The sequence below is a fragment of the Brevundimonas sp. P2_A6 genome, from assembly GCF_056404975.1.
Map to the genome: position 1 here is coordinate 187,913 of NZ_JBFUCZ010000003.1, position 11,735 is coordinate 199,647.

The 11,735-nt window shown below is 67.8% G+C and carries 13 protein-coding genes; 12 read left to right on the top strand and 1 reads right to left on the bottom strand.

The window, feature by feature from the left end; all coding sequences use genetic code 11:
- The first annotated feature begins 6 nt into the window (after positions 1-6).
- The 12 genes from bchL (at position 7) to AC1DW4_RS09965 (ending at position 10,452) form a co-directional block, all read left to right on the top strand.
- Positions 7-915, top strand: a complete 909-nt coding sequence (bchL, locus tag AC1DW4_RS09910) for a ferredoxin:protochlorophyllide reductase (ATP-dependent) iron-sulfur ATP-binding protein (RefSeq protein WP_477017093.1) — start codon at positions 7-9, stop codon at positions 913-915.
- Positions 912-1,622, top strand: coding sequence for a magnesium protoporphyrin IX methyltransferase (gene bchM, locus AC1DW4_RS09915; RefSeq protein ID WP_477017094.1), 711 nt, complete (start codon positions 912-914; stop codon positions 1,620-1,622). Before bchL ends, bchM begins: the two co-directional genes overlap by 4 nt.
- Positions 1,623-1,672: 50 nt before the next feature.
- A complete protein-coding gene (locus AC1DW4_RS09920) occupies positions 1,673-3,100 on the top strand; it encodes a BCD family MFS transporter (protein WP_477017095.1) in 1,428 nt (475 codons plus the stop codon).
- A 24-nt stretch (positions 3,101-3,124) separates the two neighbouring features.
- A complete protein-coding gene (gene puhA / locus AC1DW4_RS09925) occupies positions 3,125-3,898 on the top strand; it encodes a photosynthetic reaction center subunit H (RefSeq protein WP_477017096.1) in 774 nt (257 codons plus the stop codon).
- Positions 3,895-4,584 (top strand): photosynthetic complex putative assembly protein PuhB, encoded by a 690-nt coding sequence (puhB, locus tag AC1DW4_RS09930; protein WP_477017097.1) that lies wholly within the window; start codon positions 3,895-3,897, stop codon positions 4,582-4,584. Before puhA ends, puhB begins: the two co-directional genes overlap by 4 nt.
- Before the next feature lie 24 nt (positions 4,585-4,608).
- Positions 4,609-5,082 (top strand): photosynthetic complex assembly protein PuhC, encoded by a 474-nt coding sequence (gene puhC / locus AC1DW4_RS09935; RefSeq protein ID WP_477017098.1) that lies wholly within the window; start codon positions 4,609-4,611, stop codon positions 5,080-5,082.
- Positions 5,079-5,366, top strand: a complete 288-nt coding sequence (locus AC1DW4_RS09940) for a hypothetical protein (RefSeq protein WP_477017099.1) — start codon at positions 5,079-5,081, stop codon at positions 5,364-5,366. The genes puhC and AC1DW4_RS09940 overlap by 4 nt, the downstream gene beginning before the upstream one ends.
- A complete protein-coding gene (acsF, locus tag AC1DW4_RS09945; protein ID WP_477017100.1) occupies positions 5,363-6,484 on the top strand; it encodes a magnesium-protoporphyrin IX monomethyl ester (oxidative) cyclase in 1,122 nt (373 codons plus the stop codon). Before AC1DW4_RS09940 ends, acsF begins: the two co-directional genes overlap by 4 nt.
- Positions 6,485-6,486: 2 nt before the next feature.
- Positions 6,487-7,311, top strand: coding sequence for a putative photosynthetic complex assembly protein PuhE (gene puhE, locus AC1DW4_RS09950; protein WP_477017101.1), 825 nt, complete (start codon positions 6,487-6,489; stop codon positions 7,309-7,311).
- A gap of 25 nt (positions 7,312-7,336) precedes the next feature.
- Complete coding sequence (gene hemA / locus AC1DW4_RS09955) at positions 7,337-8,554, top strand: 5-aminolevulinate synthase (RefSeq protein WP_477017102.1); 1,218 nt, start codon at positions 7,337-7,339, stop codon at positions 8,552-8,554.
- Between the two features lie 27 nt (positions 8,555-8,581).
- Positions 8,582-9,541 carry an alpha/beta fold hydrolase gene (locus AC1DW4_RS09960; RefSeq protein ID WP_477017103.1) on the top strand — a complete coding sequence of 320 codons (960 nt, stop codon included), beginning with the start codon at positions 8,582-8,584 and terminating at the stop codon, positions 9,539-9,541.
- A gap of 125 nt (positions 9,542-9,666) precedes the next feature.
- A complete protein-coding gene (locus AC1DW4_RS09965) occupies positions 9,667-10,452 on the top strand; it encodes a DUF2189 domain-containing protein (RefSeq protein WP_477017104.1) in 786 nt (261 codons plus the stop codon).
- A 4-nt stretch (positions 10,453-10,456) separates the two neighbouring features.
- Here the strand turns inward: AC1DW4_RS09965 and AC1DW4_RS09970 are convergent, their stop codons facing one another.
- Positions 10,457-11,635: a TMEM43 family protein gene (locus AC1DW4_RS09970; protein WP_477017105.1), complete on the bottom strand. Its 1,179-nt coding sequence runs from the start codon at positions 11,633-11,635 to the stop codon at positions 10,457-10,459.
- Positions 11,636-11,735 lie beyond the last annotated feature (100 nt).

Consider the following 11,735-nt stretch of genomic DNA (forward strand, 5'->3'; position numbering starts at 1 on the left):
CACATCATGAGCATCACCCTCGAAATGCCCCAGACCCTGAAGCGTCGTCCGCCGGACGGTGCCGGATCGGTCCAGGTCGAGATGGACTCCACGCTGAACATCGGCTCGGCCAAGGTCTTCGCCGTCTATGGCAAGGGCGGGATCGGCAAGTCGACAACCAGCTCTAACCTGTCGGCCGCGTTCAGCCTGCTGGGCAAGCGGGTGCTGCAGATCGGCTGCGATCCCAAGCATGACAGCACCTTCACCCTGACCAAGCGCCTGGTTCCCACCGTCATCGACGTACTGGAGACGGTGAACTTCCACTCCGAGGAACTGCGCCCCGAGGACTATGTCTACGAGGGCTTCAACGGGGTGCGCTGCGTCGAGGCGGGCGGACCGCCGGCCGGCACCGGCTGCGGCGGCTATGTCGTCGGCCAGACCGTCAAGCTGCTGAAGGAACACCACCTGCTGGAAGACACCGACGTGGTGATCTTCGACGTGCTGGGCGACGTGGTCTGCGGCGGCTTCGCGGCGCCGTTGCAGCATGCCGAGCGGGCGCTGGTCGTGACGGCCAACGACTTCGACAGCATTTTCGCGATGAACCGCATCGTCGCGGCCATCAAGGCCAAGTCCAAGAACTATCAGGTGCGCCTGGGCGGCATCATCGCCAACCGGTCCTCCGGCACCGACGAGATCGACCGCTTCAACGCCGCGATCGGCCTGAAGCGCATCGCCCACTTCCGCGACCTGGACGAAATCCGCCGCAGCCGCCTGAAGAAGTCCGTCGTGTTCGAGATGGACGGTTCGGACGAACTGGAGGCCGCCAAGGCTGAATATATGCGCTTGGCCCAGTCGCTGTGGGACGGCATGGAGGCCATCGAGGCCGAACCGATGCGCGATCGCGACATCTTCGAGTTCCTGGGGTTCGATCAATGACCGCCACGCTCGAGACCCGCACCACCCCGACCTGGGACCAGTATCGCGGACGGCTGGAAGAATATTTCGACCGTACGGCGCTGGACGCCTGGGCGCAGCTGACCAGTGACGCGCCGGTATCGAAGATCCGCGCGACGGTGCGGGCCGGGCGCGACGAGATGCGGGGCGTGCTGCTGTCGTGGATGGCGGACGACCTGACGGGCGTTCGGGTGCTGGACGCCGGCTGCGGCACCGGGGCCCTGGCGGTCGAGGCCGCGCGGCGCGGAGCCGACGTCGTGGCCATCGACGTCTCGGCCAGCCTGGTCAACATCGCCAAGGAGCGGACGCCGTCGGGGCTGAAGGGCTCCATCGACTGGCGCGCGGGCGACATGATGTCTCCCGATCTGGGCACATTCGACCACGTCGTGGCGATGGACAGCCTGATCCACTATCCGACCGACGACATCGTCGGCGTGCTCCAGGCTCTGGGCCAGCGGACCCGCAAGTCGGTGATCTTCACGGTCACGCCGCGCACCCCCGCTCTGATGCTGATGCTGGGCATGGGCAAGCTGTTCCCCCGCGCCGATCGCGCCCCGGCCATCGCGCCCGCCAGGATCGACGCCCTGGCGCGCCGCCTCGCCGCCCTGCCCGGCCAGTCGGTCGGTCGCAGCCGCCGGGTCCAGGGTGGTTTCTATACGTCGCAGGCGCTGGAGATGATCCGGTGCTGAACGAGCTGCTTCTGCAAAGGATGGCCGAAAGGTCTGCCCAAAAGGCCGGAATGGGCGACAGCCGGGCCCAATGGGCGCGGCTGATAACGGCCTGTCTGCCCTTTGCGGATGCCGCCACGACCGAGCTGCCGCTGGGCCGCATCCTGCGCCTGTCGCTGTTCCAGATCTCGGTGGGCATGACCACCGTGCTGCTGACCGGCACCCTGAACCGGGTGTTGATCGTGGAGCTGAACGTGCCGGCGGTGCTGGTCGCGGCCATGGTCGCCATCCCCTTCCTGTTCGCCCCGTTCCGCGCCCTGATCGGCTTCAAGTCCGACACGCACCAGTCGCACCTGGGCTGGCGCCGGGGTCCCTACATCTGGTTCGGCAGCTTGCTCCAGTTCGGCGGCCTGGCGATCATGCCCTTCTCCCTGCTGATCAGTGGCGGACATGGCGTGGGGGCCGAGTGGATCGGCCACATCGCGGCCATGGTCGCCTTCCTGCTGGTCGGGGCCGGAATCCATACGACGCAGACCGCCGGTCTGGCCCTGGCCAACGACCTGGCCCCCGAGCATGCGCGGCCCCGGGTCGTGGCGCTGCTGTATGTCATGCTGCTGGTCGGCATGCTGATCTCGGGCGTGCTGATGGGTCTGGTCCTGGCCGACTTCCAGGAGGTCAAGCTGGTCGGCGTGGTTCAGGGCGCGGGCGTCCTGGCCATCGTGCTGAACATGACCGCCCTGTGGAAACAGGAATCGCAGAACTTCGCCCTGACCGCCAAGGACAAGCCCCGCCCGCCTTTCAGGGAAGCCTGGGCCGAGTTCTCGGCCGGGGGCCGCGCCAGCCGCCTGCTGGTCGCCGTGGGTCTGGGAGCCGCCGCGTTCAGCATGCAGGACGTCCTGCTGGAGCCCTATGGCGGCAAGATCCTGGGCCTGTCGGTCGGACAGACGACGTCGCTGACCGCCCTGTGGTCGGCGGGCACCCTGGCCGGTCTGGCCTATGCCGCCCGCCAGCTGGGCAAGGGCGGCGAGCCGCACCGCCTGGCCGGACACGGCATGGTCCTGGGCATCCTGGCCTTCGTCTGCGTGATCGGCGGCGGCGCCCTGTCGCTGATCCCCGTCTTCTGCCTCGGCGTCTTCATGATCGGCATGGGCGGGGGCCTGTTCTCGGTCGGCACCCTGACCTCCGCCATGGCCCTGGCCAAGGACGGCAAGTCCGGCATCGCGCTGGGGGCCTGGGGCGCGGTTCAGGCCACGGCTGTGGGCCTGGCCATCTTCGTCGGCGGGGGTCTGCGCGACCTGGTCGCCCACCTGTCGGCCACCGGCGCGCTGGGCACCGCCATGAGCGCGCCGGCCACCTCCTATGCCGTTGTCTACCACCTCGAGATCGGCCTGTTGTTCGCCGCCCTGATCGCGATCGGACCCCTGGCCCGTTACGTGCCCGCCACCACCAAGCCTGCTTCCGAAACCTCCAGGTTCGGCCTCGCCGACCTGCCCGCCTGACCCGGTTCATAAGGAAACCCTGACATGGACAGTCCCTACCTCTTTGGTGATTTCGATGCGGCCGAGTTCTGCCTCATCGCCTTCTTCCTGTTCTTCGCCGGCCTGGTCTTCTACCTGCGCCGCGAGGATCGACGGGAGGGCTATCCGCTGGAAGACGACGTGACCGGACGCAAGGAGCCCCTGGGCGGCCTGTTCTTCACGGCCCAGCCGAAGACCTTCATCCTGCCCCACGGCCACGGCACCCGCACCCTGCCGCGCGACGACAATCGCGACACCCGCCAGCTGGCCGCGCGTCGCAGCGCCATGACCGACGGATCCCCGATCGAGCCGACCGGCAACCCGCTGATCGACGGCATCGGGCCGGGCGGATACGCGGATCGTCCGAAGTATCCGGACCTGACGATCGAGGGCACGCCGCGCATTGTGCCCCTGCGGATCGCCGCCGACTTCCTGGTGTCCAGCCATGACACCGACCCACGCGGTCTGGCCGTCCTGGGCTGCGACGGTCTGAAGGCCGGGGAGGTCTCGGACATCTGGGTCGACCGGTCCGAGCAGCTGATCCGCTATCTGGAGGTCGCTGTGGGAGCCCGCAAGGTGCTGTTGCCGATGACCATGGCGATCGTCGACGGCGGGGCTCGCGCGGTCAAGGTTCGCGCCATCACGGCGTCCCAGTTCGCCGACGTCCCTGGCACAGAGAGTGCCGATCAAGTCACCCTGTACGAGGAGGAGCGGATCGTCGGATACTACGGCGGCGGGCACCTCTATGCGACGCGTGACCGTCAGGAGCCCTGGCTGTGAGCGAACTCGGTCCGAACGAACACGCGGGCGAACCCGTCCGCGGCCTTCCCGGCCAGCTGCCGGCCGGCGAGCACATCCTGTGGCAGGGCGCGCCCGACTGGCGCACCCTGGCCCGCACGGCGCTGCACACCCACCTGGTCGGAGGATACTTCGGTATCCTGGCGGCGTGGAACGTCGGCGACGGTCTGGCGACGGGCGCATCCCTGGCCCGGGCCATCGGGTCGGGTGTCGTCACCCTGCTGGCCGGAGCCATGGCGATCGGCCTGCTGACCTTCTACGCCTGGCTGGCGGCCCGCTCGACGGTCTACACCATGACCAACAAGCGGTTCGTGCTGCGCCACGGCGTGGCCCTGTCGAAATGCTTCAACATTCCGTACGCGGCGGTCGCCTCGGCCGGGCTGAAGCTGGACGGCAAGGGCGTGGGCGACATCCCCATGGGTCTCGCGGGGGACGCCAAGATCGCCTATCCGCACCTGTGGCCGCACGTCCGTCCCTGGTCGTTCGTCAATCCGCAACCGATGATGCGCGCCCTGCCGGACGCCGCCGCCGTCGCCGAACGCCTCAGCCTGCAACTGCAGCTGGCCGCCTCGGCCGCCGACCGGCCCTTCGTCGCCGAAGCCCCTCGCGCCCGCGCCGCCCGTCCGTCCGCGTCTCAGGCGTCCGGCGGTCAGCCCGCCGCCGCCTGAGCCCGAAGAAAGAAAGCCAAGCCCATGTCCGCCCTCGACGATAAACCCTTCCCCAAGGCTCCGCTGATCGCGGCGTTCCTGCTGGTCGGGTCAACGCTCGTCGTCGTGGGCGGCACGCGGCTGGGGCTGATCGGGTCCCCGGCCATGGTCGAGGTCCCGCGCGTGGCCCAGGTCACGCGGACCGAGGATCTGAGCTTCTATGACGTGCCCGGCGGCGCGGTGCGCGTGGTCGCGCCCGGCGTGCCGGACCGGATGATCCCCACCGCCTCGGGCGGGTTCGTGCGCGGCGTGCTGCGCAGCCTGGTCCGCGATCGGCGGTCCCGGGGCCTGGGGTCAGAGCAACCGTTCCGCGTCAGCCAATGGTCGGACGGCGCGGTGACCATCCAGGATCTGGCCACGGGCCGGACGCTGAACCTGAACGCCTTCGGTCCCACCAATCGCGAGGACTTCATCAGTCTGATCGCGCCTGTCCCCGCCAGCGCCGGAACCGTGGCATGAACCGCCTGGTCCACATCCCCTGCACGGTCGAGGTCGAGCATTCCGACGAGAGCCTGCACGCCCATGTCGCCCTGGACGGCGATCCCGTGATCCGCCCGGGCGACGCGGTGCAGGTGCACGGCGATCCGATCCATGTCGCCTTCGGTGAACGCCGGACCTTCCGCCGCATGGCGACGCTGCGCCGGGCGTCGTTCCTTGAGCGCGTCTGGACGCGCACCTGCGCCGGCTTCTTTGAAATGAACGAGCTGTACGAAGTCAGCTTCACCCCCCGGAGGACCCTGTGACCGCCGTATCCTTCGACACCTATGAAGAGACACCCGGCCTGGCCGCCCTGCGCCGGGAGGCCGCGCGCCAGAAGGTCAACTCCGAAAGCTCCTTCAAGCTGGCGACCGAGGACACGGTCCTGTCCCCCCGGTTCTACACCACCGACTTCGCCGCCCTGGACCGCATCGACGTGTCGCCGGTGCGGGCCCAGTGGGACGCCCTGATGGCCGAGTTCGCGGCCGACGTGAACCGCGACCACTTCAAGCGCGACGCCGCCTTCGACGGCATCATCGAGAACCTGCCCGACGATCTGCGCAAGGAGTTCACCGACTTCCTGGTGTCGTCCCTGACGTCCGAGTTCAGTGGCTGCGTCCTGTACGCCGAGATCGCCAAGCGGGTTCAGAACCCCGACATCCGCGCCCTGTTCAAATACATGAGCCGCGACGAGAGCCGCCACGCCGGGTTCATCAACGACACGCTGAAGGACGCCAAGATCGGCGTGGACCTGAGCTTCCTGACCAAGGTCAAGAAATATACCCACTTCAAGCCCAAGTTCATCTTCTACGCCGTCTATCTGTCGGAGAAGATCGGCTACGCCCGCTACATCGCGATCCACCGCCATCTGGAGAAGAACCCGGACAAGCGCTTCCACCCGATCTTTCAGTGGTTCGAACGGTGGTGCAACGACGAGTTCAAGCACGGCGAGGCCTTCGCCCTGATCATGCGCAACGATCCCAAGCTGCTGAGCGGCGGCAACGTCTGGTGGATCCGGTTCTTCCTGCTCAGCGTCTACGCGACCATGTATGTCCGCGACCACATGCGCCCCGCCTTCCACAAGGCGCTGGGCGTCGACATCACCGACTATGACTACGAGGTCTTCCGCATCTGTTCGGAGATCTCGAAACAGGTCTATCCGGTCACCCTGCGCACCGACGATCCGCGCTTCCGGGCCGGGATGGAACGCCTGCGTCTGACCTCGGATGCCATGGCAGAGGCCAAGGCCCGGGGTGGACTGTTCGGCGGGCTGAAGCGGTTCGGTCTGGTGCTGAAGGCGGGGGCGACCCTGGCGCAGCTCTACTTCCTGCCGGTCGACAAGCACCCTCTGCCGGCGAACGTGCGGATGGAGCCGACCTGGTAGTCATGTCGGTCTTCGTCCAGCCTCTTCTGATCGCGGCGCTCGTCTGGTGGTTCTCCACCGGTGCGATCCTGTGGCTGGTGCGCTTGCCGCGATCCACTTTCGGGTGGAGCCTGGGCCTCTACGCCGTGGTCGCGGCGGCCGCGACGGCGGGGCTGATGATCGCCGCGCGCGATGCCTCGGTCACCGGGGCCTATGTCGCCTTCGGCTGCGCCCTGGTCGTGTGGGGCTGGCACGAGATGGGCTTTCTGATGGGCAAGCTGACGGGGCCCAGGCGCACCGCCTGCCCGTTCGGGGCGCAAGGGTGGAAGCGGTTCACCGTCTCGGCCGAGACCGTGATCCATCACGAAATCGCCCTGGCCCTGACCGCCGTCCTGTTCGTCTCCCTGACCTGGGGCCAGCCGAACCAGACCGGCACCCTGACCTTCCTGCTGCTGTTCGGCATGCGGCTGTCGACCAAGCTGAACATCTTCCTGGGCGTGCCCAATCCGCCGATCACCTTCCTGCCAAGCGGGCTGAAGTATCTGCAGAGCTATTTCCGGCGCGCGCGGTTCAACGCCCTGTTCCCTCTGTCGCTGGGTCTGTCGATCGTGGTCACCCTGCTGCTGGGGGACGCCGCCCTGTCCAGCACGGGCGGGGCACAGGTCGGCTATGCCCTGATGTTCATGCTGGCCGCGCTGGGCCTCTTGGAACACGGCTTCCTGATGCTGCCGTCGCCCGATCAGGCGCTGTGGGGCTGGGCCCTGCGCCGCAGCGATGTGACCAAACCCAAACCCGTCGTCCAGGTCGCACTGGCGACCTCCGGCAAGCCGATCAACGAACATCCATAAGAAAATGACCTGGGGGACCTCCGCCATGAACTATGAAACCTTCTTCCAGACCGAGCTGGATGCCCTTCGTGACACCGGCAACTACCGCGTGTTCGCCGAACTGGAGCGTAAACGCGGGGCCTTCCCCAAGGCCAAGAAGCACGGCGACGGTCCGGATGAGGTCACCGTCTGGTGCTCCAACGACTATCTCGGCATGGGCCAGTCCGCCCATGTGCTGCGCGCCATGCACGACGCCCTGGACAGCTGTGGCGCCGGGGCCGGCGGCACGCGCAACATCTCGGGCACCAACCATCACCACGTCCTGCTGGAGCGCGAGCTGGCCGACCTGCACGGCAAGGAAGCGGCCCTGCTGTTCACCTCGGGCTATGTTTCCAACTGGGCGGCTCTGGGGACGCTGGCGGCACGGCTGCCGAACTGCGTGGTCCTGTCGGACGCCTGCAACCACGCCTCGATGATCGAGGGCATTCGCCACAGCCGGGCCGAATACAAGGTCTTCCGCCATAACGATCCGGCGCACCTGGACGAGCTGCTGTCGCAGATCGAGCCGGGCCGGCCCAAACTGGTGGCGTTCGAGAGCGTCTATTCCATGGACGGCGACATCGGCCCGATCGGCGAGATCGTCGAGGTGGCCGAGAAGCATGGGGCCATGACCTATCTGGATGAGGTCCACGGTGTCGGCCTGTACGGGCCGCGCGGCGGCGGCGTGGCCGAGCGCGAAGGCCTGATGGACCGGATCACGGTCATCGAGGGCACGCTGGGCAAGGCGTTCGGCGTCATGGGGGGATACATCGCCGCATCGAACGCGCTGTGCGATTACGTCCGCAGCTTCGCCTCCGGCTTCATCTTCACCACCGCCCTGCCCCCGGCGGTCGCGGCCGGGGCCGCCGCCAGCGTCAGGCACCTGAAGGCGTCCGAGCTGGAACGCGCCCGGCACCAGGACCGCGTGGCCCGCGTGCGCGATCGCCTGACCGCCGCCGGCATCCCGCACATGCCCAACGACAGCCACATCATCCCGGTGATGGTCGGCGACCCCCACAAATGCAAGATGATCAGCGACTGGCTGATGGAAAATCACGGCATCTATGTGCAGCCGATCAACTATCCGACCGTGCCGCTGGGCACCGAGCGGCTGCGGATCACGCCGTCGCCGGTGCACGACGACGGCGACATCGACCGGCTGATCGATGCCCTGTCCGAGATCTGGGGCCATTGCGCCCTGGCCCGCACGGCCGTCGCCGCCTGATCCCCTGATGGCCGCGACCGGGACCGCATGAAGACGGTTCTGCGTGCTGCCCTGATCGTTATCGGCCTTGCCGTGGTGGGGCTGGGCGCGTGGCTCTATGCGCCGGACAAGCCACGGGCCGACCTTGAGCGCCTGTATCTGGCTCGCCCCACCGACATGATCCAGGTCGGCGACACCCGCCTGCATGTGCGCGACACCGGTCCCCGCGATGCGCCCGCCGTCATCCTGATCCACGGCTTCGGCTCCAGCCTCCACACCTGGGAGCCGTGGGCCGAGGCGCTGGACGACGACCTGCGCGTCATCCGGTTGGACCTGCCGGGTTCGGGCCTGTCGCCGCCCGATCCGACGAGGAACTATACCGACGATCACGTCATCGCCCTGCTGCTGGCGATGATGGATCGGCTGGGCGTGCCAAAGGCGTCCTTCGTCGGCAACTCCGTCGGCGGACGACTGGCCTGGACGATGGCGGCCGAGCACCCGGAGCGGGTCGACCGGCTGGTGCTGGTCTCGCCCGACGGTTTCGCCAGCCCGGGGTTCGAATACGGCAAGGCCCCGGACGTGCCCTTCATCATGCAGGCGATGCGTTACGTCCTGCCGCGGGGGATGCTGAGGTCCAACATCGCCGTGGGTTATGCCGACCCTGCAGCGCTGACCGAGCCGACCGTGACCCGGTACCGCGACCTGATGCTGGCCCCCGGTGCGCGACAGGCCATGCTGGACCGGATGGAGCAGACGGTGCTGCGCGACCCGGTGCCGATGCTGCGGCGGATTCAGGCCCCGGTGCTGCTGGTCTGGGGCGAAAAGGACGGGATGATCCCGATCGCCAATGCCGCCGACTACCGACGCGAACTGACCGACGCGCGGCTGGTGTCCTTCCCCGACCTGGGCCACCTGCCGCAGGAAGAGGCTCCGGCCCGGTCCCTGCCGCCGGTGCGCGCCTTCTTGCTCGCGACGCCGCCCGAACCTGGAATGATCACCAAGCCGTGAGCGCATGACGGTGGCGCGGCGCCGGGCTCGGGACTAGCTTTGCGTAACGTATCCAGTTCCTGTTCGTAATCTGACCCGAGAGTTCGCCCACCCGAAACCGCCGTCCCCGCGCCACGGAGCCTGTCATGTCCAGCATTCCCGTCACCCCCCGTCCGACCGCCGCACCCGGTGTGCGCCGGATCACGGAGGCGGACATCAACTGGGCGCTGTCGGAGGGTTGGAAGGATTTCAACGCCAAGCGGGGCGACGTGCTGGTGCTGGCGGTGTTGTATCCGGTGCTGGGTCTGCTGGCGGCCGTCGTCGCGCTGAACGACCGGTTGCTGCCGGTCTTCTTCCCGCTGGTGGCCGGTCTGTCGGTCATGGGACCGGCGGTGGCGGCCGGCTTCTATGAGATCGCCCGGCGGCGAGAGGCCGGCATCGACTCCAGCTGGATTCACTTCTTCGATCCGTTGAACGGGCGCAGCCGCACGCCGCTGTTCATGCTGACCCTGATGTCTCTGGTTTTCTTCGTGGCGTGGATCGTGGCGGCATGGGTGATCTACCAGGCCACCCTTGCCCAGGTCGGGCCGATGACGATCGTCGGCGGGTTCGAGCAGCTGTTCTCGACCCCACAGGGCTGGACCATGGTGATCGTCGGCAATCTGGTCGGGGCCGTTTTCGCCGTCCTGACCGTGTTCCTGACGCTGGTGTCCTTCCCCATGGTGGTGGACAAGCCGATCGACGCGGGCACCGCCGTCGGCACCTCGATCCGAGCGGTCAGCCGCAACCCGGGGGCCGTGGTGTCCTGGGGCCTGCGGGTCGCCGGGCTGCTGATCCTGGGCTCGATCCCGCTGTTCATCGGCCTGGCCATCGTGCTGCCGGTGCTCGGCTATGCCACCTGGCACCTGTACACGCGGATGGTCGAACGGTGAGCCGTCAGGCCGCCGCGGCCGCCTGCTTCTTCTTGTCCCGCCCGCGCCCGAACCGGTAGACGGCAAAGGCGATCGCGCCGCCGACGGCCAGGATGATGATGGTCGTGACCGGGCGGAAGGCCAGCCAGGCCAGGGCGATGGTCACCGTGCCGACGATCAGTCCCAGCACGAAGCCGATCAGCCCCGTCCCCATCCGCACGATCGTTCCGGCCAGCGGCAGGACGTCGGCGATCACACCCAGCGGGGCCAGGATCAGGCCGAAACCGACCATCAGCAGCACCATGCCGACGACGCGGATGATCCAGGCGATCAGATTGTTGGCGTCCTGCGCGCTCTGGAACATGTCGCCGGCCGGGACGTCGCCGTCGGCAACCAGCAGGATCTCGGAGCCGTTGCGGGTGCGATAGGCCAGGAAGTCGTCGCCGTTCTGGCGCGCCACGACGCTGATTTCCGCTGCCGGAGTCAGGCCGTAGGACACGCGCGTATCGCCGATGGCCGGGACGGACGGGTTCTCACCCACATAGATGCGGTTCTGGGCGACGCTGAGGGTCCGCCCCTGACCGGCGGCGGCCTGGATGGCCTCTTCGTTCGTGGCGTTCAGGGGCAGGGGCTGTTCGCCGCCGACCTGGCTCAGCACGCTGTCGTCCAGGTTGAAGGCCCCAAGCGTCGCGTCCTGCGCATAGACGGTCACGGCCTCGATGGCCATTTCCGGGTTTTCATGGCCGGCCGGCTCGGCGAAGGCGCTGGAATCGACCGCGCTGGCCGACCACTTTTTGGAATAGGTATAGGTGGTGACGGTCTCCTCGGAGCCGCCCAGCTTGGTGCGGGTCTCGCTCTTGGATTCCTCGGTCCACTGATACATCTCGACGTTCCGGACCAGTTTCACGCCGGTGCCGGTGACGCCGAACTCGGTATCCTCCAGCGGCGCGGTCACGGCGACGTCGCCGGTGACATGGATCAGCTTCTGATCGTTGGCGGGCTGGATCGGCGTGGCCGGAGCCTCGATCACCAAGCCCGCGCCCTCCGTCAGGCCGCGCGCCGTCTTGACCGCATTGCCCTCGTTCCAGGCGAGGCCGATCACGCAGCCGACGATCAGGGCCAGGCCGACAACGATGCCCGCGAAGGCCGAGCCGACGCGGCTGAACCACGAGGTGGTCGTGGTTTTGGTGATCTGATCCGGCATGATGCCCCCCCGAGCAAAGTCGATACCGGCGATACCGGCAGAGCCTCGCTATAGCAGCTTGGCCGTGGCCGCACAGCGGCCATCGCCTGATCGAAACTGA

What these genes read in the sequence shown, in the direction of transcription:
- puhA (WP_477017096.1), top strand. Translation starts at nt 3,125, where the DNA reads ATGGACAGTCCCTACCTCTTTGGTGATTTCGATGCGGCCGAGTTCTGC.
- AC1DW4_RS09940 (WP_477017099.1), top strand. Translation starts at nt 5,079, where the DNA reads ATGAACCGCCTGGTCCACATCCCCTGCACGGTCGAGGTCGAGCATTCC.
- bchL (WP_477017093.1), top strand. Translation starts at nt 7, where the DNA reads ATGAGCATCACCCTCGAAATGCCCCAGACCCTGAAGCGTCGTCCGCCG.
- AC1DW4_RS09965 (WP_477017104.1), top strand. Translation starts at nt 9,667, where the DNA reads ATGTCCAGCATTCCCGTCACCCCCCGTCCGACCGCCGCACCCGGTGTG.
- bchM (WP_477017094.1), top strand. Translation starts at nt 912, where the DNA reads ATGACCGCCACGCTCGAGACCCGCACCACCCCGACCTGGGACCAGTAT.
- AC1DW4_RS09920 (WP_477017095.1), top strand. Translation starts at nt 1,673, where the DNA reads ATGGGCGACAGCCGGGCCCAATGGGCGCGGCTGATAACGGCCTGTCTG.
- AC1DW4_RS09960 (WP_477017103.1), top strand. Translation starts at nt 8,582, where the DNA reads ATGAAGACGGTTCTGCGTGCTGCCCTGATCGTTATCGGCCTTGCCGTG.
- AC1DW4_RS09970 (WP_477017105.1), bottom strand. Translation starts at nt 11,635, where the DNA reads ATGCCGGATCAGATCACCAAAACCACGACCACCTCGTGGTTCAGCCGC.
- puhC (WP_477017098.1), top strand. Translation starts at nt 4,609, where the DNA reads ATGTCCGCCCTCGACGATAAACCCTTCCCCAAGGCTCCGCTGATCGCG.
- hemA (WP_477017102.1), top strand. Translation starts at nt 7,337, where the DNA reads ATGAACTATGAAACCTTCTTCCAGACCGAGCTGGATGCCCTTCGTGAC.
- puhE (WP_477017101.1), top strand. Translation starts at nt 6,487, where the DNA reads ATGTCGGTCTTCGTCCAGCCTCTTCTGATCGCGGCGCTCGTCTGGTGG.